Annotated in this window: 20 protein-coding genes; 10 read left to right on the forward strand and 10 right to left on the reverse strand. The window is 64.4% G+C overall.

Annotated features, from left to right (window positions below; genetic code table 11):
• The 5 genes from AX702_RS12995 to AX702_RS13015 all read left to right on the forward strand — a co-directional run.
• Nucleotides 1-1405, forward strand: a 1405-nt coding sequence (locus AX702_RS12995) for a L,D-transpeptidase family protein (RefSeq protein WP_066780217.1), incomplete at its 5' end; no start/stop codon positions are given.
• Nucleotides 1406-1538: 133 nt separating this feature from the next.
• Nucleotides 1539-3053, forward strand: coding sequence for an NAD(P)/FAD-dependent oxidoreductase (locus AX702_RS13000; RefSeq protein ID WP_066780219.1), 1515 nt, complete (start codon nt 1539-1541; stop codon nt 3051-3053).
• 102 nt (nt 3054-3155) lie between these two features.
• Complete coding sequence (locus tag AX702_RS13005; protein WP_156455484.1) at nt 3156-4982, forward strand: hypothetical protein; 1827 nt, start codon at nt 3156-3158, stop codon at nt 4980-4982.
• 9 nt (nt 4983-4991) lie between these two features.
• A complete protein-coding gene (locus AX702_RS13010; protein ID WP_066780223.1) occupies nt 4992-6662 on the forward strand; it encodes a hypothetical protein in 1671 nt (556 codons plus the stop codon).
• A 108-nt stretch (nt 6663-6770) separates the two neighbouring features.
• Complete coding sequence (locus AX702_RS13015) at nt 6771-7532, forward strand: DUF2490 domain-containing protein (RefSeq protein ID WP_156455485.1); 762 nt, start codon at nt 6771-6773, stop codon at nt 7530-7532.
• A 2-nt stretch (nt 7533-7534) separates the two neighbouring features.
• On the opposite strand, the gene AX702_RS13020 is transcribed toward AX702_RS13015, so the two are convergent.
• From AX702_RS13020 to AX702_RS13035, 4 genes are all read right to left on the reverse strand, one after another.
• Complete coding sequence (locus tag AX702_RS13020; RefSeq protein ID WP_066780227.1) at nt 7535-8671, reverse strand: GNAT family N-acetyltransferase; 1137 nt, start codon at nt 8669-8671, stop codon at nt 7535-7537.
• A 160-nt stretch (nt 8672-8831) separates the two neighbouring features.
• Nucleotides 8832-9296 (reverse strand): RidA family protein, encoded by a 465-nt coding sequence (locus AX702_RS13025; RefSeq protein ID WP_066780229.1) that lies wholly within the window; start codon nt 9294-9296, stop codon nt 8832-8834.
• Nucleotides 9297-9329: 33 nt separating this feature from the next.
• Entirely contained in the window at nt 9330-9971 is a 642-nt protein-coding gene (locus AX702_RS13030; protein WP_066780231.1) for a hypothetical protein, read from the reverse strand.
• On the reverse strand, nt 9968-10243 hold the full coding sequence (locus tag AX702_RS13035) for a DUF3572 domain-containing protein (RefSeq protein WP_066780232.1): 276 nt from the start codon (nt 10241-10243) through the stop codon (nt 9968-9970). Before AX702_RS13035 ends, AX702_RS13030 begins: the two co-directional genes overlap by 4 nt.
• 40 nt (nt 10244-10283) lie before the next feature.
• Between AX702_RS13035 and AX702_RS13040 the strand changes: the two genes are divergently transcribed.
• Complete coding sequence (locus AX702_RS13040) at nt 10284-10646, forward strand: response regulator (RefSeq protein WP_066780235.1); 363 nt, start codon at nt 10284-10286, stop codon at nt 10644-10646.
• On the opposite strand, the gene AX702_RS13045 is transcribed toward AX702_RS13040, so the two are convergent.
• Nucleotides 10643-11080 (reverse strand): DUF1489 family protein, encoded by a 438-nt coding sequence (locus tag AX702_RS13045; RefSeq protein ID WP_066780258.1) that lies wholly within the window; start codon nt 11078-11080, stop codon nt 10643-10645. The two genes, AX702_RS13040 and AX702_RS13045, sit on opposite strands and share 4 nt — an antisense overlap.
• Nucleotides 11081-11102: 22 nt before the next feature.
• Complete coding sequence (mgtE, locus tag AX702_RS13050) at nt 11103-12512, reverse strand: magnesium transporter (RefSeq protein WP_066780237.1); 1410 nt, start codon at nt 12510-12512, stop codon at nt 11103-11105.
• A 137-nt stretch (nt 12513-12649) separates the two neighbouring features.
• Here mgtE and AX702_RS13055 point away from each other — a divergent pair, with 137 nt between their 5' ends.
• On the forward strand, nt 12650-13105 hold the full coding sequence (locus AX702_RS13055) for a peptidylprolyl isomerase (protein WP_066780259.1): 456 nt from the start codon (nt 12650-12652) through the stop codon (nt 13103-13105).
• Between the two features lie 104 nt (nt 13106-13209).
• Here the strand turns inward: AX702_RS13055 and AX702_RS13060 are convergent, their stop codons facing one another.
• Nucleotides 13210-14100 carry a LysR substrate-binding domain-containing protein gene (locus AX702_RS13060; protein ID WP_066780238.1) on the reverse strand — a complete coding sequence of 297 codons (891 nt, stop codon included), beginning with the start codon at nt 14098-14100 and terminating at the stop codon, nt 13210-13212.
• A gap of 426 nt (nt 14101-14526) precedes the next feature.
• On the opposite strand from AX702_RS13060, the gene AX702_RS13065 reads away from it, so the two are divergent.
• Nucleotides 14527-16821 carry a CDC48 family AAA ATPase gene (locus AX702_RS13065; RefSeq protein ID WP_066780239.1) on the forward strand — a complete coding sequence of 765 codons (2295 nt, stop codon included), beginning with the start codon at nt 14527-14529 and terminating at the stop codon, nt 16819-16821.
• 111 nt (nt 16822-16932) lie between these two features.
• Here AX702_RS13065 and rlmN read toward each other — a convergent pair whose 3' ends face one another.
• The 3 genes from rlmN to AX702_RS13080 form a co-directional block, all read right to left on the reverse strand.
• Nucleotides 16933-18132, reverse strand: a complete 1200-nt coding sequence (rlmN, locus tag AX702_RS13070) for a 23S rRNA (adenine(2503)-C(2))-methyltransferase RlmN (RefSeq protein ID WP_066780260.1) — start codon at nt 18130-18132, stop codon at nt 16933-16935.
• Nucleotides 18133-18205: 73 nt separating this feature from the next.
• Nucleotides 18206-18676, reverse strand: coding sequence for an invasion associated locus B family protein (locus tag AX702_RS13075; RefSeq protein WP_066780240.1), 471 nt, complete (start codon nt 18674-18676; stop codon nt 18206-18208).
• Nucleotides 18677-18680: 4 nt separating this feature from the next.
• Nucleotides 18681-19322: a histidine phosphatase family protein gene (locus tag AX702_RS13080; protein ID WP_066780243.1), complete on the reverse strand. Its 642-nt coding sequence runs from the start codon at nt 19320-19322 to the stop codon at nt 18681-18683.
• A 136-nt stretch (nt 19323-19458) separates the two neighbouring features.
• Between AX702_RS13080 and AX702_RS13085 the strand changes: the two genes are divergently transcribed.
• Nucleotides 19459-20049 (forward strand): outer membrane protein, encoded by a 591-nt coding sequence (locus AX702_RS13085; RefSeq protein WP_066780244.1) that lies wholly within the window; start codon nt 19459-19461, stop codon nt 20047-20049.
• A gap of 303 nt (nt 20050-20352) precedes the next feature.
• Entirely contained in the window at nt 20353-21003 is a 651-nt protein-coding gene (locus AX702_RS13090) for an outer membrane protein (protein ID WP_066780246.1), read from the forward strand.
• The last annotated feature ends 9 nt before the right edge of the window (nt 21004-21012 follow it).

Here is a 21012-nt window from a genome sequence, read left to right on the forward strand (position 1 = left end):
GCTGAAGGAATTCTATCGCGCACGCGGCTATTGGCCGCTGTGGATCGTCGGAGAAGCGCCCGGTCCACAAGCGAGGGCGCTGGTCGACGTGATCGAGACGGTTGAGGTGGATGGCCTGGATCCGGATCGATATTCGCCGGATCGCCTGCGGCGATACATCGAAGCGGCGGAAGGCGGTGACCTTCGCGCGCTTGCCCATCTCGAACTCGCGCTGAGCGGCGCGCTGGCGGATCTGGTGCGCGACATGCGCGAGACGCGGATCGAGATCAGCTACCTCGAGGAATCGTTGGAGCCGACCCGAGCCAAACCGGATGCCATTCTGCGCCGCGCTGCGCTGGCCAAGTCCACGCTGGACTATATTCGCAACCTTGGCTGGATGAGCCCGCTTTACACGCAGCTTCGCGAGGCGTTGCTGAGTGCCGATCCTGACATGGGCGACGCGAATGTTCGGGTGCCTGGCGGACCGCTTTTGAAACCCGGCATGACTGGCGAGCGGGTGCTGCTGTTGCGGGCGCGGCTGGGTCTGCCGGACGGCGACCAGTATGACGATGCGCTGCGCGCGCGGGTGCGACGGTTTCAATCCGCGCACGGGCTGCCGGTCGACGGGATCGCCGGCGCTCGGACGATCACGGCGCTCAACGGCGGCTCGGGACGGCCAATGGTGGATCGGCGGGAAGTCCTGCGGCTGAACTTGGAACGTGCGCGCCTGCTACCCGACGCCTGGACCCGCCACATCGTAGTCGATGCCGCCGCCGCCAGGCTTTGGTATTATGACAGCGGTGCCGAGCAGGGGACGATGCGGGTCGTGGCCGGCACGCCCGAGACGCAGACGCCGATGATGGCCGGCATGGTGCGTTATGCCACGCTCAATCCTTATTGGAACGTGCCGGTCGATCTGGTGCGCAAGCGGATCGCACCCAAGGTGCTGGCGGGCGTATCGCTGGAGCGGCAGGGGTATGAGGCGCTGTCCGACTGGACTGCGGAGGCGCGCGTGATCCCCGCATCGACCATCGACTGGCGGGGCGTGGAGGCAGGAACGGTCGAGCCTCGTGTGCGCGAGCTTCCCGGCCGGGGCAATTCGATGGGTTCGGTGAAGTTCATGTTCCCGAACGACCTTGGCATCTACCTGCACGATACGCCGCAGAAGAAGCTGTTTTCCAAGCCGGATCGGCACTTTTCCAACGGGTGCGTGCGGCTGGAGGATGCGGGGCGGCTGGGCAAATGGCTGTTCAACCAGCCGCTGAAACCCGACAGCTCCGCGCCGGAGCAGCATGTGCCGGTGCCAGATCCGGTCCCGGTCTATCTGATGTATTTCACCGCCAGCCCGGATGGGGGCGGGGTGAAATATGTTTCCGACGTATACGGTCGCGATCGGCCGGCGTTGCAGCACCTGGCGAGCCGCTGAGGCATCAAAGGCCGGGAGCGATGAAACAGGTTTGGCAAGGTGCTGAACCTGCCAGCAGTTCTCGTCGTCATTAACCACAGCTCAACCATCCTCAGGCATTGCACGATACGCACTGCTATGGGGCTGCACACAGATGGCGAATACGAACGGCGCGGTTGACGTTGCGATCATCGGCGCAGGGCCGGCGGGCCTCACGGCAGCGTATCTGCTCGGCAAGGCCGGCTATTCAGTAACGGTGATCGAGAAAGATCCGCGTTATGTCGGCGGGATCAGCCGCACGGTCGAGCATAATGGGTACCGCTTCGACATCGGCGGGCATCGCTTCTTTTCGAAGTCCCAGGAAGTGGTCGATCTCTGGAACGAGATCCTTCCGAACGACTTTATCGAGCGGCCGCGGATGAGCCGGATCTATTACGAGGGCAAGTTCTACAGCTATCCGCTGCGCGCGTTTGAGGCGCTGTGGAACCTCGGCATCTTCCGTTCGGCACTGTGCATGGCGAGCTTCGCCAAGGCGAAGCTGCTGCCGAACCGCAAGGTGAAAAGCTTCGAGGACTGGACGGTCAATGCGTTCGGCTGGAAGCTGTATTCGATCTTCTTCAAGACCTACACCGAGAAGGTGTGGGGCATGCCGTGTGACGAGATGAGCGCGGACTGGGCGGCGCAACGGATCAAGGGCCTGTCGCTTTGGGGCGCGGTTACGGACGGGCTGAAGCGTAGCCTCGGCCTCAACAAGCGCCCGAACGACGGCATGGCGGTGAAGACGCTGCTGGAAAGCTTCCGCTATCCGCGGCTTGGCCCGGGCATGATGTGGGAAGCCGCGCGTGATCTGGTGATCGGTCATGGCAATGGCGTGCTGATGGGGCACAAGCTGAAGCAGCTCGCCTTCAACGACGTGACGCAGCAATGGACGGTCACGGCGATCGATCAGGACGGCGAGCCGGTAACAATTCGCGCCGCTCATGTGATTTCATCCGCGCCGATGCGCGAACTGGCGAGCCGGCTCCATCCGCTGCCGGCGACGCTGCCAGAAGCCGCGAACCTCAAATATCGTGACTTCCTGACCGTGGCGCTGATGATCCGCTCGCCGGATCTCTTTCCAGACAATTGGATCTACATCCATGATTCCAAGGTGAAGGTGGGGCGGGTCCAGAACTTCCGCTCCTGGTCGCCGGAGATGGTGCCGGATCCCGACTTGGCGTGTGTTGGCCTGGAATATTTCTGCTTCGAGGGGGACGGGCTGTGGGCGTCCAGCGACGACGAACTGGTCGCGCTTGCAACGCGCGAGATGGCGCAGCTCGGCCTGTGCCGCGAGGACCAGGTCGTCGGCGGCACGGTCGTGCGACAGGAAAAGGCCTATCCGGTCTATGACGAACATTATGCCGCCAACGTCGAGATGATGCGGCAGGAGATCGAGGCGCGCTATCCGACGCTTCACTGCGTCGGGCGCAATGGCATGCACCGTTACAACAACCAGGATCATGCGATGATGACCGCCATGCTGACGGTCCGCAACATCGAGGCCGGCGCGCGCGTGTACGATATCTGGGCGGTCAACGAGGACGCCGAATATCACGAGAGCGGGCGCGAGGGAGAGCAAGCGGCGCTGGGCAGCCTGCGCGCGGTGCCGGAGCGGCTGAAGGCGGCCTGACGCGAGGGACGGCGAGGGGCGAAGCCAACGGCAGAGCGCTCGACTGTCCCGCGCGGGCGTTCTCGAAATGAAAAGATGACGCGTTGAGGCGCGGGGGACGCGATGAAACGGGCTTTGTCTAGCGCGCCGCAGAGCGGCGCGGCCGCTACCAGAGTGGCCGATGCCGGCATACTGCGGCCGGTCCTTGTGGCATGGGCGATCGCTGCGATTATCTTCGTGATGATCGGTGCGAAGGACATTCTGATCCTTCGCTTCAACGATCCAGATGATGCGATGCGGCTGCTGGAAGTGCGCGACTGGCTTGCCGGGCAGAGCTGGTGGGACGTTGCGCAGCACCGGTTCAATCACGGTGCCTTTCCCATGCACTGGTCTCGCCTAGTCGATCTTCCGCTAGCGGCGATGCTGGTGGCTACGACGCCTTTGCTGGGGGAGCCGGTGGCAATCCGGCTGACGGTGACGGTCGTGCCGCTGCTGACGCTGCTGGCAACCATGCTGCTCCTCGCCCAGATTACGCGCCGCACCGCTGGCTTCGAAGCGGCACGCTATGCCGCTTTGATCACGCCTTTGACCCTGCCGTTGATGATCCAACTGCGACCGTTGCGCATCGATCATCATGGTTGGCAGATCGTCCTGACACTAGGGGCGATCCTCTGTCTTCTCCGTCGACCGACATGGAGAAATGGCGCGCTTGCCGGGATGGCGCTGGCTGCACTGCTGACGATTTCTATTGAAGGCCTGCCCATAGCGGTGAGCATCGCCGGCGTTGCCGCGGCGGCCTGGGCCTGGCAGCCTGAGCGGAAGCCGTTCTTGCTGGCGCTGATGTGGAGCCTGGCAGGAGGCGCAGTTCTTCTCCACCTGCTGACGCGAGGACCGGGGTTTTTCGCGACGGCCTGCGATGCAATGTCGCCGGCATGGCTGGTGACGTTGAGCTTTGCTGCTTTGAGCACCACGATCGCGATGGTCGCGGGACGATCGGCGTTGATCTTCCGCCTAGCGGCGCTTGCAGCCGCAGGCGGGCTGACCGGCGCTGTGCTGTTCCTTTATGCACCGCAGTGCCTTGCCGGACCGTTCGCGACGCTTCCGCCACTCGCCTATGAATTCTGGTATCTGAACGTTCTGGAGGGCCGACCGGTCTGGGAGCAGCCATTTTACCAGGCGTTCGTGACCATGGCAGTGCCGGTGGTCGGAGTGGTCGCCACCGCCGCAGGCCTGGGCAAGGCGGATGATGAGTGCAGGCCACGTTGGGCAATATTGCTCGTCCTGCTTGTTGCGGCCACCGCTGTAACGGTGTTCGTCGATCGTGCGGGAGCAACGGCCAATGCACTGGCAGTACCGGGCGTCGCCGCTATGCTGCTGGCCTTGCTGATCCGTGCCCGCCAACTGTCCAATGTCGGTCTGCAGGTAGTGGCAACGGCGGCAGCGTTGATCATTGCCTCGCCCGGTTACCTCGCCATTGCTGGCTTAGCTTGGAGCCGAAGCAGCGACCCGGCGTGGCAGGAGATTTCACGGCTGAGAGACGCCGGGCAGACGTGCGCGCAGATAAGCGACATCAGGCCGGTGGCCGAACTGCCGCCGAGCCTGCTGTTCTCACCGGTCGACATCGGACCGGAAATTGTTTCCACAACGCACCACCGCGCGATTGGTGCAGGCTATCATCGCTCTCCCGAGCCGATGACGCGGATCATCCGCACCTTCACGGGTACGCCATCACAGGCGCGGCAGATCATCTTCGCCAGCAAAGCGGACTATCTGGTGGTGTGCCCGGGGCTGGGCGAGCTTGATCACTATCGCGAACGCTTCCCCGACGGCTTGTGGGCGCGGCTGGAGCGTGGCGAGCGGTTTGCGTGGCTGGAGCCAGTTGTGGTGCGCGGGCCGGCGCAGGCATGGCGCGTCATTCGGCCCTTGCCCTTGGCGACACCCCGCCCGTAAGACGGTTTGATGGACCAATCGGGGGCGCCCCTTCGTTGGTGGCAGACGCGTACCTTTGTCGCGCTTGCCACGCTGATCTCCATCGTTCCGCTGCTGTGGCCGGAGATTCCGCCGCTGGTCGACCTGCCCGGGCATATGGGGCGGTATCGCGTGCAGCTGACGCCGCTGGACCAGGCGCCGTGGCTTGCCGACTGGTATAATTTCGAATGGTCGCTGATCGGCAATCTGGGCATCGACCTTCTGGTGGTGCCGTTTGCCGCGCTGTTCGGGCTGGAGCTTGGCGTCAAGCTGATCGTGATGACGATTCCCGCGCTGACCGCCGCAGGGTTGCTGTGGATCGCACGCGAGGTTCATGGACGCATCCCGCCCACCGCAATGTTCGCGCTGCCGCTGGCCTATAGCTATCCGTTCCAGTTCGGATTCGTGAACTTCTCCCTGTCGATGGGCGTGGCGCTCTGCCTCTTCGCCTTGTGGTTGCGCATGGCGCGTCTGCGCCGGATCGGCCTGCGCGCAATCGTCTTCGTGCCGCTCTCATGCCTGCTGTGGTTGTGCCACACCTTCGGCTGGGGGGTGCTGGGCGTACTCGCCTTCTCGGCCGAGATGATCCGCCAGCATGATGCGCGCAAGGATGCAGGATCGGGTCACTGGGTCGAAAGCTGGATCCGCGCGGGCCTGGGCTGCGTCCCGCTGGCGCTGCCGATGGTGCTGATGATCTTCTGGCGTTCCGGTGACCATGTTACCGGCCAGACGGCCGACTGGTTCAACTGGCAGGCGAAGGTCGCCTGGGTGATGATGGTCCTGCGCGACCGGTGGGAGTTCTGGGATGTGGCGTCGACCGCCGTGTTCCTGCTGGTGCTGTTTCGGGCCGTGCGCGACCCGGCGATCGAATATTCTCGCAACCTCGTCCTGTCCGCGCTGTTTCTCGCAGCAGTCTATCTGCTGCTGCCACGGATCGTATTCGGCTCGGCCTATGCCGACATGCGTCTTGCGCCATTCGTCGTCGCCTTCGCCTTGATCGCGATCCGGCCGCGGGTCGGCATGACCGTTCGCCACGCCGGTGTCGTCGCCCTGCTGGGCATGAGCTTCTTCCTGGCGCGAACGGCGAGCACGGCCGCCAGCTTCTGGCTGTTCGATCGCGATTACGACACCGAACTCGCCGCGCTGGACAAGGTGCCAGAGGGCGCGCGCCTGGTGTCCTTCGTGGGAACGAACTGCCGCAACGAATGGAAGATGAGCCGTCTAGAACATCTGCCCGCCATCGCGCTGGTACGGCGGCTGGCCTATACCAACGATCAATGGTCCATGCCGGGCGCGCAACTGCTGACGGCGAGATACAAGACTGCCGGCATGTTCGCGCATGATTCGTCGGAGATCGTGACGCCTGGCTGGTGCCCGCGCGAATGGTGGAAGCCGATCGACTTTTCCATCGCGCGCTTCCCGCGAGAGGCGTTTGATTATGTCTGGCTGATCCGCACGCCGCCGTTCAATCCGCGCTATGCCAGCGATTTGGACCGGATCTGGCGGTCTCCCACCGGAGCAAGCGCGCTGCTGACGGTGAACCGGAGCCGGCCGACGCCGCAGATCACCGACGAGGAACTGTACCCGCGTTGGTTCCTGGAACTGCGCGCCCGGCGGATTCGCGAACGCCAGCTGCAACTTCCGCCACCGCCAAGATCGTAGCAGCCTCACGAGAGCGTTGCGCCGCAAAATATTTGCTGCGACGCGGCACTTCTTCTTCAATCATGTGTTCAGACCCTCAAAGGGGAGGGGCGCACTTTGAAGGGAAGCGTGGCCGCGGGAGCGGCGGTGTTGATGTGCCTTTCGACGGCTGCAGAAGCCGACACCAACCACGGGGGGCAGATCTGGGGCAGCGTACAGGTTACTGCCCCGATTGCGGATGATGTGTTCCTGACCGCGGAAATGCAGCCGCGTTTCTCTACACGCAATGCTGCAACTGCGCCGATAACCATCATCCCCCCAATCGTTTCATGGCGGAAGAGCGAGTCGCTGATCCTGTCCGGTGGTTACCTTTACGCCTTTATCGATGGCGCACGGCTGCCGCACGACCTGCATGAGAGCCGCTTCTTTCAGCAGGCGTCCTATCGATTGGGCGTGATCGGGCGGTTGGGTATTCGCGCGCAGACCAGAGTGGAGCAGCGCCAGAGATCGACCGGCAAGGACTGGAACCTGCGCGTCGCGCAACAGATCCTGCTCGCCACGCCGCTGACCCGGAAGGAGAGCGGCGGTCCGGTAGGCGTGGTTTCGGCCGAGCTCTATTGGAACCTCACCGACGCGGACTGGGGTGCGCGCAAGGGATATGATGACCTTTGGACCTTTATCGGGGTACAATATCCGGTGTCGTCGACCACGGCGTTCGAGCTTGGCTACCTCAATCAGCGGCAGCGGCAGGTGAACGGCCAGGCGAACATGAACCACGCCGCCGTGATCGGCGTCTCGTTCCAACTCGCGGGCAAGATCGTGCCGCCGAAAGTGGTGCCCACGACCGGCCCAGGCCTGCAGCCGCTGCCGGATCGCGAACCTGTCCGCTAGCCTTAATCTCCCTTGCGAAAGGGGGTGAGCCGCTCGAGGAACTGCTGGTCCATCTCAACCGCTGCGCGTTCGCGCACGAGAAAGTCGGCCACCGCACGGCGGAAGCCCGGATTGGGGATGTAGTGCGCCGACCAGGTGGAAATTGGCGCATAGCCGCGGGTAAGCTTGTGCTCGCCCTGCGCGCCGGCCTCCACCGTCGTGAGGCCGCGCGCGATCGCAGCGTCGATGGCCTGATAATAGCAAAGCTCGAAATGAAGGAACGGGACCTCCTCGGTCGCGCCCCAATAGCGGCCATAGAGTGAATCCGCGCCAATCAGGTTCAGTGCGCCAGCGATCGGCTCACCGTTCCGCTCCGCCAGGATCAGCAGCAGGCGATCACCCATGCGCTCGCCTAGCAGGGGAAAGAAGGACCGCGTGAGATAGGGCCGGCCCCATTTGCGGCTGCCGGTATCCTGGTAGAAGGTCCAGAAGGCGTCCCACTCGCTCGTGCCGATCTCCGCGCCGGTCAGATGGCGGATCTCCAGCCCCTGGACGGCGGCCGCGCGCTCCTTGCGAATCGCCTTGCGCTTGCGGCTGGCGAGGGTGGCGAGGAAATCGTCGAACGTGCCGAACCCGTCATTGCGCCAGTGGAATTGCGTGCCCTCGCGGATCAGCCAGCCGGCAGCCTCAAAAGCGGGCACTTCCTCCGGTAACACGAAGGTGGCGTGGGCGGAGGACAGATCGTGCTGGTCGGTCATAGTCTCCAGCGCGGCGATCAACGCCGGGGCGGCCGCGGGATCGCGCAGCAGCAGGCGAGGGCCGGGCACGGGCGTAAACGGCGCGGCGATCTGAAGCTTCGGATAATAGGCGCCGCCTGCACGCTCCCACGCGTCCGCCCAGGCGTGATCGAAGACATATTCGCCCTGACTGTGCGACTTTGCATAGGCCGGGGCGATTGCGACGGGCACGCCGTCCGCACCATCCACGATCACGGGAACTGGCTGCCACCCGGTGCGGCCGCCGACACTTCCAGATTCTTCCAGTGCGGAAAGGAAGACATGGCTGACAAAGGGGTTGGCGGCACCCGCGCACGCATCCCACAGATGCGCGGGAACATCTCGGACGCCGGTTGCCACACGGGCGGTGACGTTCATGTCCATCGACGCGCTCTCCGGCTTGGACGATGTTGGAGCGGTGCGGCGCGGGTAACGAAAAGGTCTGTGGATCGCCACTCACCACCATTCGACGGATGCGAGATGGATGGTGAGCGGAGATCAGGAAAGCGCATGCTCAAGCCGAACGGCGGAGCGGCAATGAAGTTCAGCCCGCCACCGCGATGATGGCATCCACCTCGACCGCGGCATTGCGCGGCAGAGCGGCGACACCCACCGCAGCGCGGGCATGCTTGCCCGCATCGTCGAACAGCGCGACCATCAGGTCCGACGCACCATTGGCGACCTCAGGCTGATCACCGAAGCCGACAGCCGAGTTTACGAAAACGCCGAGCTTCACGATGCGTGCGACGCGCGAGAGATCGCCGAGTGCCGCCTTCGTCTGTGCGACGACCATCAGCGCGCACAGCTTGGCCGCTTCCTGACCGGCGGCAACGTCCAGATCGCCACCGAGCTGGCCAGTGACGACCTTGCCATCGCGGAACGGGAGCTGCCCGGAGACATGAAGAAGACGTCCGGCCTCGACGGCCGGGACATAGGTGGCAACAGGGGCCGCGGCGGTCGGCAGGGTAAGGCCGAGCTCCGCGAGCTTTTGATCAATACGGTCAGTCATGCGCGCAGTTTCAACACCAGCGATCAGCGCGGGTCAATGCTGCGCTGGTTGTCCTGCCGCGAAGCGATCCGTGATCCAGGCGAGCGCCTCCGGCCATGCGTCAATGCGGGCATGAGCCGCGGGGGCGGGGGGCACGCCGGGCGCGAGGGTCGGCTCTGCCACCATGTGCAGCCGGTGTACCTCCGGCGCATGCTCCGCCACCGACTGATGATGCATGGGCAGATCATCGATGAAGACGGTGACCGGATTGCCATGCTCCGCAACGAGAGCGGCGACCGGGCCGCCCTTTGGCCCCTGATTGCATTCCACGCGATGTTCGATGCCGAAGGCGGCGAGCTGATCGATTCGATGGCTGCGGCATTGATCCTGAAGATTGGTCAGAATCACGATGTCCGCCACCTCCGCGATGCGCGCCAACGCTTCCCGCGCGTGGGGCACTAAAGTCTGCCGGTGCATTTCCCCCGGGAAGAAGCCGTCGAGAAAACCCATCATTTCCTCGCGGGAGGGAACAGCACCGTCGTGCCGACGACGCATGTTTCGGCCCAGCTCCCAGCTGGTCGGCTGGAAATCGATCTCGTGAGCTTCGTCTAGCCAGGTTCCGAAGTGCCGCACCATGTGCAGCAGCACCTCATCACAATCCGAGATGAGCAGCGGGCGGGCGGATCCTGTGGTCATAACGACTCCAATTGGTGACGAGCGCGTACCAGCGCCTCCGGGCGGACGTCGAGCGATTGTGCGCAGGCGACAAGATCGGGCTCGTGCGCCTCCAGGAACTGGAGACAGGCGGCGAGCACGGCCGAATCGGTCAGCCGCGCGCGCAGATCATCCGGGTCGAGCCCGGTCAGCGACAGCAGCCGCCCGGCGCGATCCGGATTCGACAGCGTCCAGGCAAGAGCGCGAAGGGCGAGCGCGTCGGCCGGTTCTTCGTTTGAAACGCCTCGATTCATTGCCTATCTTCGCCTGCCAAGATCGGGGGGATGACCGCGCGTGGCAAAGAAGGTGCTCGTTGTCGAGGACAACGAACTGAACCTCAAGCTGTTCTGTGACCTGCTCCGCGCGCACGAATATGCCGCCGAACCGGTACGCGATGGCCGGGAAGCCGTGTCGCGCGCCCGGGAGCTTTCACCGGACCTGATCATCATGGACATCCAGATGCCGCATGTGACCGGGTATGAGCTGATCCTAGAGCTGAAAAAGGACGGCGAACTCCAGTCTATCCCGGTGATGGCGGTGACCGCCTATGCCGGGCGCGATGACGAGGAACGCATTCGCGCGGCCGGGGCCGAAGCTTATGTGTCGAAACCGATCAGCCTGTCGCGCTTCATGGATGTGGTCGGCACGCTAATCTAAACCAGGCCGAGCTCGGCTAGCCTGCCGAGCAAAGCCGGCGGCAGCGCGGCCATGCCGGTACCGTCGCCACCCAGGTCCGCCGGTGCGTCCGCATGCTCCAGATAGCGCCACCCCTGATGCGCGCGCTTGGGCCGAGCGGCGACCAGCCGGATCGCAGGATCGATGTGGATGGCGACTCGGCCGCCCTCCGCTTCACCGAACGACAGGATCGGCGAGCGCGCGACGAGCTGATGCTTGATGATCCAGAAGAGCGAGCCGCGGCCGGCGATTTCCTCGTGCCGCTTGGGCAGGTAGCGCGTGGTCAGGAACAAAGGCCCGTCGGCGCCGCGCTCCTTCAGGCGGTCCGCGAGAAGATCGACACTGGTGTGGCCGAAGGCGACCTTCGTGATGTGCAGCGGCGGCAGAGGGGGCGGAGCTTCAGTTTGGGACGGCATGGAAGCCGCCATGTGGGGAGCCTCAGCCGACGAGGCCAGAGGCAGTCGCGAGACCAAGGAACGCCAGAAAGCCGATCGAGTCGGTTGTCATCGTCACGAACACGGATGACGAGACGGCGGGGTCCGCGTTCAGCCGTTCCAGCATCACCGGCACTAGAACGCCCGCAAGACCGGCGACGAGGATGTTGGTCATCATCGCCGCGGCGATCACGCCGCCCAGCATTGGGTTCGCGAAGATGACGGCCACACCGGTTCCGATTACCAGCGCCACCGTTACGCCGTTGAGCAACGCGACCCGGATTTCACGCACGATCGCGCGCGCGGTGTTCGACTGCGTCAACTGATTGGTCGCCATGGCGCGGACGGTGACCGCCAGCGTCTGCGTACCGGCATTGCCGCCGACCCCCGCAACGATCGGCATCAACGTCGCCAGCGCCACCATCCGCTGGATCGTGGTCTCGAAGCGCGAAATGATGAACGAGGCGAGCAATGCGGTGAACAGGTTGGCGATCAGCCAGCGCACGCGTGCCTTGTAGCTGTCCATCACCGGTTCGTTGATGTCGCCTTCGCCGGCCCCCGACAGCAGCAGCGCGTCCTCGCCCGCTTCTTCCTGGATGATGTGAACGATATCGTCGACGGTGATCATGCCGACAAGGCGGCCGGAACCATCGGTCACGGCGGCGGAGATCAGCGCATATTTTTGAAAGCGGAGCGCGACTTCTTCCTGATCCATGTCGACCGGGATCAGCGTCTGCTCCCGTTTCATGACGTCCGACATGGAGACGGAGCGGGGCGTGCGCAGGATCCAGGAGAGGGCACAGGTGCCAACCGGCTTGTGCGCCGGGTCGACCACGAACACCTCCCAGAAGTCGGTGGTCAGCTCCTCATGGCCGCGCAGGTAATCGATCGTGTCGCCAACGGTCCAATGCTCGGGCACCGCGATCAGCTCGCGCTGCATCAGACGGCCGGCAGATTCCTCCGGATAGCTCAGCGCCTCTTCGATCGCGGCGCGATCATCGGGCTCCATCGCCCGGAGCACCTCGCGCTGGTCCTCGGCGTCAAGATCCTCGATGATCGCGACCGCGTCGTCGGTATCGAGTTCGGAGGCGATGTCCGCGACCTGACGTGCGTCCAGCGCATCGATCAGCTGTTCGCGAACGTAATCGTTCATCTCGGCGAACACGTCGCCGTCAAGCAGGTCGGCTACCGCGGCAGCCAGCGGTGCGCGCTGATCCTCCGGGGTAAGCTCGAACAGGTCGGCAATGTCTGCGGGGTGAAGCGGTTCGACGAGCCGCTTGGCTTCCTCCCTCTGGCCAGCCTCGACCGCCTCCAGCACCGCGTTGACGAATTCCGGCTTCAGCCGATCATCCTCGTCGAGCTGGCGCTCGCCTTTTTCGATACGGTCATCGCCGCGGAGTTCGGTATCGCTCATCGCCCGCCTCCCAACCGGCTGCCTGCTCTTGTCGCGCCTCTAGCCGGCCAGTCTGTCGGTGCCAACCGTGGCGATTTGCGTTCATGCCAGGGCGCGAGTAGGGCGCCGCATTCCCGATGACCCGGAAGGAGCCTGCCATGGCCGATACGTATAGCACGCTGGTGATGACGCTGGACGACGGCGACGTCACAATCAAGCTGCGCCCCGATCTGGCGCCCGAGCACGTCAACCGCATCGCCGAGCTTGCGAATGAGGGCTTTTACGACGGCGTCGTGTTTCACCGCGTGATCCCGGGCTTCATGGCGCAGGGCGGCGATCCGACCGGCACCGGCATGCACGGGTCCGACAAGCCGAATCTTCGCCAGGAGTTTTCCAAGGAGCCGCACGTGCGCGGCGTCTGCTCCATGGCGCGGACTAATGATCCGAACAGCGCCAATTCGCAGTTCTTCATCTGCTTCGACGATGCACGGTTTCTTGATGGCCAGTACACCGTCTGGGGTGAAGTGACCGGCGGCATGGAGCTTATCGACGCGCTGCCCAAGGGTGAGCCGCCGCGCCAGCCGGGCAAGATCGTGACCATGCGCGCTTCCTGAGCGGAAAGCATTCCAGGTTGATCGCGGGGCGCCAGTCATGACACGGGCGTCCCGCACAACCGGTACATCAATAGCATTCTCACGGGCGTCGAGACGCCCAATCGTCAGACCGCCTCGGACCCCAGCGTAGTGATCAGCCAGTCACGGAAGATGCGCACCTGCTTTAGTTGCAGTGCGCGTGGGCGGCAGACGAACCAATAGCTGTAGGGACTTTCCACCTCGACATCGAAGAGCCGGACGAGGCGGGGATCGCCGGCGTCCAGAAAATGGCTTTCATGCATGAAGGCGACACCCAGGCCCTGCGCCGCCGCCTCCAGCATCAGCGCGCCGGAATCGAAATGGTCGACGGCAAGCGGCTCGATATCGTGCAAGCCGGCAGCGGTTCGCCAGGCGACGAACGTATCCGGCATTTCGCGGTGAACGAGCGCGGTGAGCGTTGCGAGCTGCTGCGGATGGATGATGGGATCAGACCGCTCGATCAATGATCGGGCACCGATCACATAGACCATGTTTCGGTCCAGTCGCCGTGCATAGAGGCCAGGATCGACATCGCGCGCCAGGGCGATCACGGCGTCCAACCCTTCGCCCAGCCGCGCCATGCCATGGGCGCCGGTATCGATGTCGAGGTGCAGTTCTGGGTGAGCGGAGCGCAATTCCGCCAGTCGTGGGAAAAGGCGCTGAGAGGCGAACAGCGGCAACACGCCGAGCCGGAGCCGAAGGACCTCCGCCGCGCTGGTCATGGATTCGACGGCGTCGGACAGTTGATCGAGAAGCGGCGCGATCTGCGCCAGCAGACGATCGCCGTCGCCGTTCAGGACCATTGCCTGGTGACGACGATCGAACAGCGGCCGGCCGAGAAAACGTTCCAGCGTCTGCAATCGACGGCTGAGCGCCGGGGCAGACAGCGCGAGTTCCTCCGCAGCCGCCTTGACCGATCCAAGCCGCGCGACGGCAACGAATGCCTCGATTGCGGTCAGCGGCGGCAGTCGGCGCATGGGAGTAGTAATCCTTCGCCGAGCACCGGATCGTTCGATGCCCATCAGCGATGATGGCGATAACGACATTTGCAGAAAATGCAATCGTGATGCGTTTCTTCGCACTTGCACAATGAGGCGGCATCAACCAAATCAGGGGCGCCTTTCAGGCATCCTCTCCTAAAAACTTTCAGGGCCGGTCCACGTGACCGGCCCCTTTTTTTGTCCGTTCCGTACGGGATCGGTGTCCTCACCTCTGCTGCGCCGACGAACGAAACGTAGGAGCCGCAAGCCGCCCTCCTCGGTCGGGGTCGCCCGACGAGAATACACGAGAATACAAGCGCCCTTCGGAATATGGCCAGCGAGCACCGGAAAGCGGTCCTGCCCCCCTCCAAATCGCGCGTTGCGCCTTTATCTATCAGCCTCGACGGACAAAGGAGAAGCGCATTGGCCGATGGCGAACCCGCTACGACCCAGAAGCTGCAGGTCGCTAACGCGCGGCCGGAAGACAGCGGAAGAGGCATCGCACACCTGCCACGCGCCTTCATGGCATCGCTCGGGCTGACCGAAGGCGATGTGATTGAGATCATCGGCAAGAAAACGACGCCGGCACGGGCCGTTGGTCCCTATCAGGAGGATGAGGGGCTAGCGATCGTCCGCATTGACGGTTTGCAGCGCGCAAATGCGGGCGTTGGCTCCGGCGACTTCGTGGAAGTGCGCAAGGCGGAGTCGAATCCGGCGACTCGCGTCGTCTTCGCACCGGCGGCGCAGAACCTCCGGCTTCAGGGCTCCACCGTGGCGCTGAAGCGCACCTTCATTGGCCGGCCGCTGGCGCAAGGTGACGTGGTGGCGACCGCCGGCCACCAGCGCGTGGCGAACATGCCGCCGGGCATGCAGCAGTTCGTCAACGCGCCCGCCTATGCGCTGCAGGAGATCCGCCTTGTCGTCGTATCTGCTGCGCCCAAGGGTATCGTCCACATCGACGAGAATACCGAGGTTGAGCTTCGTCCCGAATATGAGGAGCCGAACGACGCCCGGCGCGCCGACGTCACGTACGACGATATCGGCGGCATGGCAGCGACAATCGATCAGCTGCGCGAGATGGTCGAACTGCCGCTGCGCTATCCCGAGCTGTTCCAGCGGCTGGGTGTCGATCCGCCCAAGGGCGTGCTGCTGCATGGCCCGCCCGGCACCGGCAAGACGCGGCTTGCCCGCGCGGTCGCGAACGAGAGCGACGCGCAATTCTTCCTGATCAACGGCCCGGAGATCATGGGCTCGGCCTATGGTGAATCCGAAGGGCGGCTGCGCCAGGTATTCGAGGAAGCGTCCAAGTCTGCGCCGTCGATCGTCTTCATCGACGAGATCGACTCGATCGCGCCCAAACGCGGGCAGGTGTCGGGTGAGGCCGAGAAGCGCGTTGTCGCGCAGCTGCTGACGCTGATGGACGGGCTGGAGGCGCGCGCGAACCTGGTCGTGATCGCCGCGACCAATCGTCCAGAGGCGATCGATGAGGCGCTGCGCCGGCCAGGCCGATTTGATCGCGAGATTATTGTCGGCGTGCCAGACGAGCGCGGGCGCCGGGAAATTTTGGGCATCCACACGCGCGGTATGCCGCTGGGCGACAAGGTCGACCTGAACGAACTGGCGCGGACCACGTTTGGTTTTGTCGGCGCGGATCTGGCGGCGCTGACGCGTGAGGCAGCGATCGAGGCGGTGCGGCGGATCATGCCGCGGCTGAACCTGGAAGAGCGCACGATCCCGCCCGAGGTGCTCGATACGCTGGCGGTGACGCGCGAGGATTTCATGGAGGCGCTGAAGCGCGTCCAGCCGAGTGCCATGCGCGAGGTGATGGTACAGGCGCCGACCGTTCGCTGGGAGGATGTTGGCGGGCTGGACGATGCGCAGATGCGGCTCAAGGAAGGAGTCGAGCTGCCGCTGAAGGACCCGGATGCGTTCCGGCGTCTCGGCATCCGACCGGCAAAGGGCTTTCTGCTGTATGGGCCTCCGGGCACGGGCAAGACCCTGCTCGCCAAGGCGGTGGCGCGCGAGGCGGAGGCGAACTTCATCGCCACCAAATCGAGTGACCTTCTGTCGAAATGGTATGGCGAGAGCGAGCAGCAGATCACGCGGCTATTCGCCAGAGCACGGCAGGTGGCGCCAACGGTGATCTTCATCGACGAGCTCGACTCGTTGGTGCCGGCGCGTGGCGGCGGCCTTGGCGAGCCGCAGGTGACAGAGCGGGTGGTGAACACGATCCTCGCCGAGATGGACGGGCTGGAGGAATTGCAGTCCGTGGTCGTGATCGGGGCGACCAACCGGCCCAATCTGGTCGATCCTGCGCTGCTGCGGCCGGGACGCTTTGACGAGCTGATCTATGTCGGGGTGCCGAATGCCGCCGGGCGCCGTCGGATTTTGGCCATCCAGACGCAGAAGATGCCACTGGCCGATGATGTCGACCTGGATGTGATCGCCGAGCGCACCGATCGCTTCACGGGCGCGGATCTGGAGGATGTGGTGCGGCGCGCCGGTATGATCGCGCTGCGCGAATCACTTCAGACGAAGGAAGTGCGTCAATCGCACTTCCTCGCCGCGCTGGAAGAGTCGCGTGCGAGCGTTACGTCGGAAATGGAGCGCGACTACGAGCAGATCGCGGCCAAGTTGAAGCAGGACGCGGCGTCGATCCAGCCGATCGGGTTCATCACCCCCGGGCAGCTGACGCCTAGGGGAGAGAAGAAGGACTGACTAGGGCTCCCCTCCCGCTTTCGCGAAGGGCGGGAGGAGGGCTTGTCCTTGCCAGGCCCTACGCGACAGACTCTCTCCTAACCCCTCACGCAACCGGGAGGGGGACAGAGATCATCCCTCCGCCGCGGCGGCTTCGCGATCCATTTGAGCGCGGCTCTTGCGTTCCGCAGCGGTCTTCAGCTGACCGCAGGCGGCGTCAATGTCACGACCCCGCGGGGTGCGAACAGGCGCGGAGATGCCGGCCTCGAACACGATGTTTGAGAAGGAACGGATACGCTCCGGCGTGGAGCATTCATAATTCGCGCCGGGCCAGGGATTGAATGGGATCAGGTTCACCTTCGCCGGCAGCTTGTAGTGGCGCAGTAGGCGGACGAGCTCGCGCGCGTCGTCGTCCGAATCATTCTTGTCCTTCAGCATCACATATTCGAACGTGATGCGCCGCGCGTTGTTGGCGCCGGGATAGTCGGCACAAGCCTGCAGCAGTTCCTCGATGCCGTATTTGCGGTTGAGCGGCACGATCTCATCACGGACCGGCTTGGTGACAGCATGGAGGGACACGGCAAGGTTGACCCCGATCTCCGCGCCGGCGCGCGCCATCATCGGCACGACGCCAGAGGTCGACAGGGTGATGCGGCGCTTCGACAAGGCGAGACCATCGCCGTCCATCACCACGGACAGCGCGTCACGGACGTTCTCGAAATTGTAGAGCGGCTCGCCCATGCCCATCATCACGATGTTGGTGAGCATGCGGCCCTCGGGCTGGCTGGGCCATTCGCCGAGGCCGTCGCGCGCCAGCATGACCTGGCCGACGATTTCGCCGGCGGTCAGGTTGCGAACGAGCTTCATCGTACCGGTGTGGCAGAAGGTGCAATTCAGCGTGCACCCGACCTGGCTCGACACGCACAACGTGCCCCGATCGGCATCGGGGATGAACACCATCTCAAAGTCCTGCCCATCGTCCGAGCGGAGCAGCCACTTGCGGGTGCCGTCAGAGGAAACCTGCGCCTCCACCACTTGCGGGCGGCCAATCACGAACCGTTCCGTCAGCCAAGGATGCTGCGCCTTGGCAATGTCGGTCATCACCGAAAAGTCCGTGGCGCCCCGATTGTAGATCCAGTGCCAGATCTGCTTGGCGCGCAGCTTCGCCTGCTTCGGCTCCAGCCCGGCGGCGGCGAGCGCCTCCCGCAGCTCTGTCTTGGAGAGACCGACAAGGTCAACGCGCCCGTCCGCGCGTGGCGTTATCGCGCGTGCCACGGGCACGGGATCGATGTGCCCCGGAATGGGCATGGGAGCGGCCGACACTGTCTGCATCGCGTGCACATAGTGGAAAATGCCGGCGATTTCCAGACATCCCCGGCAATGGATCGGCGCAAATCGGCTGGTGTCAGCGCGGGCGGCATTCCAGCGTGGCGGCGTCAATCGCGGTCGCCGCTCCACCCAAGGCATAGCTGTCCGCAAAAGGGCGTCCGCGCAAGCTGACGGCTGAAATGCTCATGCTGCGTCCGCCGCGCATCGCAGAGATAATCGCGCGATCGGTGGCGGCGTCCGGTGCCCAAGCCGCGCCTGCATTACCAGAGAGGGTGAAGCGGCGATCCCCGATGGAAAGCGTGACCGGCGCCGCCTGCGCCCGGGGGCGGGACAGGCGGATGTAGATCGCCGGTCGCCCGGTGCGCCCGAACCGCGCGGCGACGCTCGCGAAGCCATCGGATCGCGCGCGGATCGGAGCAGTGATAGCGTAGCAGCGCGCCGGCTGCCCCTGGCGAAAGGCGCCCCAGGCACCATAGACGCCGACCGTCGCGCGATCCCCGGCGAGCAAAGTGGCCAACCCCCAGACGAACGACCAGACGAACGGCAAGAGGTCAGGCCGGGGCGTAGCCGGTGCCGAGGTGCACCACCGTTTCGCGTCCGCGCTCAATCATCGTTACCGTGCCTTGCGGATGCGCCGGAAGAACGGGGGCGCCGCATGGATCGATCGGCGCGCCGGTCATCACGCCGCGCATCACGCGGCTGGAAATCCCATGCATGATGACCAGGCGGTCACCATCGTCGTCTTGCGTGTCACTCAGCCACCCCGAGACGCGTGCCGCGATTGCTTCATAGCGTTCACCGTCAGGCGCACACCGCAAGAGGCCGCGCTCGTCCACTACGGGGCCTACTTCGCCGATGACGTCGGCATAATATCGGCCGCCCCACGCGCCCATGCCGATCTCGATCAGGCGATCATCGTGCCGCGCGTCGTGCCAGTCGAGCTCAAGATGCTCGGCGATGATCGCCAGCGTCTGCAAGGCGCGTCCCGCGGAGGATGCCCACATGGTGAGCCTTGGCTTGGGCCCTAGGTAATCGCGCAAGGCGCGCCCCATCTCTTCCGCCTGCGCGAAACCGGCGCGGGTGAGCGGGGTGTGAGGCGCGTCGCCTTGCAGCCGGCGGGCGGCGTTGAAGACGGTTTCGCCGTGCCGGGCGACGAAATCGCGACCGCGTCGCTCGAAAGGATTCATCGTCATGGGTGCGTCATTGGTCGCTGCGGGCGCGAAAGCAACGGCTTTCGGCGCGGCCGGGTGTCAGGCGCGGTGGAGACTAAGGAAAGGAGCGGGGCGAGGCCGCCACCCGGCGGTCGTTCGACAAAGAAAGGGAACCTCGATGCGCCTTCTGCTTATCTCCACCGCGACCATTGCAGCGATGATGGCCAACCCGTGCGCCGCACAGGACAAGCCGGACTTCAGCGGCTTCCGCCTCGAAGCGCTGGGCGGTTACGACAACATCTCCAGCGGCGGTGAGGGCGATGACGGGTTCGTCTATGGCGCGGCGGCTGGCTATGATGCGGCGCTGGGCCGGGCGCGGCTTGGCGTGGAAGGCGAGATCACGGACTCGACGGTGCGCGATCGCAGCCGTGACGTGCTGACCGCCGGCGACCGGCTGCGATCCGATGCCGGTCGTGATTTCTACATCGGTGTTCGCGCCGGTTATGTGATCTCTCCGAAGCTGATGGCCTATGCCAAGGCCGGGTACACGAACGCGCGGGTCACGACGCGCTACAACAGTGCTACGGAGGCCACACGTGACTCCGAGAATCTGGACGGCTTTCGCATCGGTGCGGGCCTGGAATATGCGATCTCGCCGCGCTTTTTCGTGAAGGGTGAATATCGTTACTCCCACTACGGTGATCAGAACGGCGCTGACATCGATGCCGATCGCCATCAACTCATGGCAGGTGTTGGCGTGCGCTTCTGAGCCGCCGCCTTCGTTCGTGCTGGGCTTGTCGGATCACCTGCTTGGGACGGGTATTTCGACGAGTTCAGCGCGGGCTGATCGACGATTGGTAAGCCGGTCAGATTGCGGGCTCGCCGGCGATGTGAAGCGAATGCTCCAAAACCGTGCTGCGCGCGATAGGCCAGCAGCTGCCGAGTTCAAGGCAGTGTGGCGCAAAAACAACGAAAATGCCCGTTTATCTGACGTTCATGCAACATCCCGGCGGATCGCCCATTTCCGCCCTGCCCGCCGAGGTTGATGGCGGACAGTAGATGGAGTTTGATTATGCGTAACCTCATCCTGGCGACGCTTGCCGCCACCACCGCTCTTGCTGTTCCTGCGGCGGCGCAGGATGCCGGTCCGTTCACCGGCCCGCGCGCTGGCGTGATCCTCGGTTATGATGGCCTGCGTCCGGGCGAAACCGAAGACTCGATGATCAACGGAGACCAGGGCAGCGACGGGTTCCTGTATGGCGGCGAGATCGGCTATGATGTGGCGTTCAACAATCTTGTCGTCGGCATCGAGGGTGAAATCACCGGCTCGACCGGCCGCGTCGACAATGATCCGAACGATCCCAGTGATTTCGGCTATGGCCGCGTGAAGGCGGGCCGCGATCTGTACGCCGGTGCCCGCATCGGCTTCCTCGCGACCCCGCGCACGCTGGTGTACGGCAAGGTCGGCTATACCAATGCCCGTCTCGACCTGACACGCAATGACACGACGACCGAGACCGGCCGTAACTTCAACCTGGATGGTTATCGCCTGGGTGCGGGCGTCGAGCAGTCGCTCACGCCGAACACCTACGCCAAGCTCGAATACCGCTATTCGAACTATGGCGATGCCCGCCTGAACTACCCGAATGGCGCCAGCACCGGCACGTTCGGCGTGGACACCGACCGTCACCAGGTTGCAGCAGGTGTTGGCTTCCGCTTCTGAGCGGCAGAT

The sequence above is a fragment of the Sphingomonas sp. CCH5-D11 genome (assembly GCF_001557395.1).
GTDB lineage: Bacteria > Pseudomonadota > Alphaproteobacteria > Sphingomonadales > Sphingomonadaceae > Sphingomonas.

Bases quoted from the DNA above. Each gene is read 5' to 3' on its own strand.
- AX702_RS13000 (WP_066780219.1), top strand. From the start codon at position 1,539: ATGGCGAATACGAACGGCGCGGTTGACGTTGCGATCATCGGCGCAGGG.
- AX702_RS13005 (WP_156455484.1), top strand. From the start codon at position 3,156: ATGAAACGGGCTTTGTCTAGCGCGCCGCAGAGCGGCGCGGCCGCTACC.
- AX702_RS13010 (WP_066780223.1), top strand. From the start codon at position 4,992: ATGGACCAATCGGGGGCGCCCCTTCGTTGGTGGCAGACGCGTACCTTT.
- AX702_RS13020 (WP_066780227.1), bottom strand. From the start codon at position 8,671: ATGGACATGAACGTCACCGCCCGTGTGGCAACCGGCGTCCGAGATGTT.
- AX702_RS13025 (WP_066780229.1), bottom strand. From the start codon at position 9,296: ATGACTGACCGTATTGATCAAAAGCTCGCGGAGCTCGGCCTTACCCTG.
- AX702_RS13030 (WP_066780231.1), bottom strand. From the start codon at position 9,971: ATGACCACAGGATCCGCCCGCCCGCTGCTCATCTCGGATTGTGATGAG.
- AX702_RS13035 (WP_066780232.1), bottom strand. From the start codon at position 10,243: ATGAATCGAGGCGTTTCAAACGAAGAACCGGCCGACGCGCTCGCCCTT.
- AX702_RS13045 (WP_066780258.1), bottom strand. From the start codon at position 11,080: ATGCCGTCCCAAACTGAAGCTCCGCCCCCTCTGCCGCCGCTGCACATC.
- mgtE (WP_066780237.1), bottom strand. From the start codon at position 12,512: ATGAGCGATACCGAACTCCGCGGCGATGACCGTATCGAAAAAGGCGAG.
- AX702_RS13055 (WP_066780259.1), top strand. From the start codon at position 12,650: ATGGCCGATACGTATAGCACGCTGGTGATGACGCTGGACGACGGCGAC.
- AX702_RS13060 (WP_066780238.1), bottom strand. From the start codon at position 14,100: ATGCGCCGACTGCCGCCGCTGACCGCAATCGAGGCATTCGTTGCCGTC.
- rlmN (WP_066780260.1), bottom strand. From the start codon at position 18,132: ATGCAGACAGTGTCGGCCGCTCCCATGCCCATTCCGGGGCACATCGAT.
- AX702_RS13080 (WP_066780243.1), bottom strand. From the start codon at position 19,322: ATGACGATGAATCCTTTCGAGCGACGCGGTCGCGATTTCGTCGCCCGG.
- AX702_RS13085 (WP_066780244.1), top strand. From the start codon at position 19,459: ATGCGCCTTCTGCTTATCTCCACCGCGACCATTGCAGCGATGATGGCC.
- AX702_RS13090 (WP_066780246.1), top strand. From the start codon at position 20,353: ATGCGTAACCTCATCCTGGCGACGCTTGCCGCCACCACCGCTCTTGCT.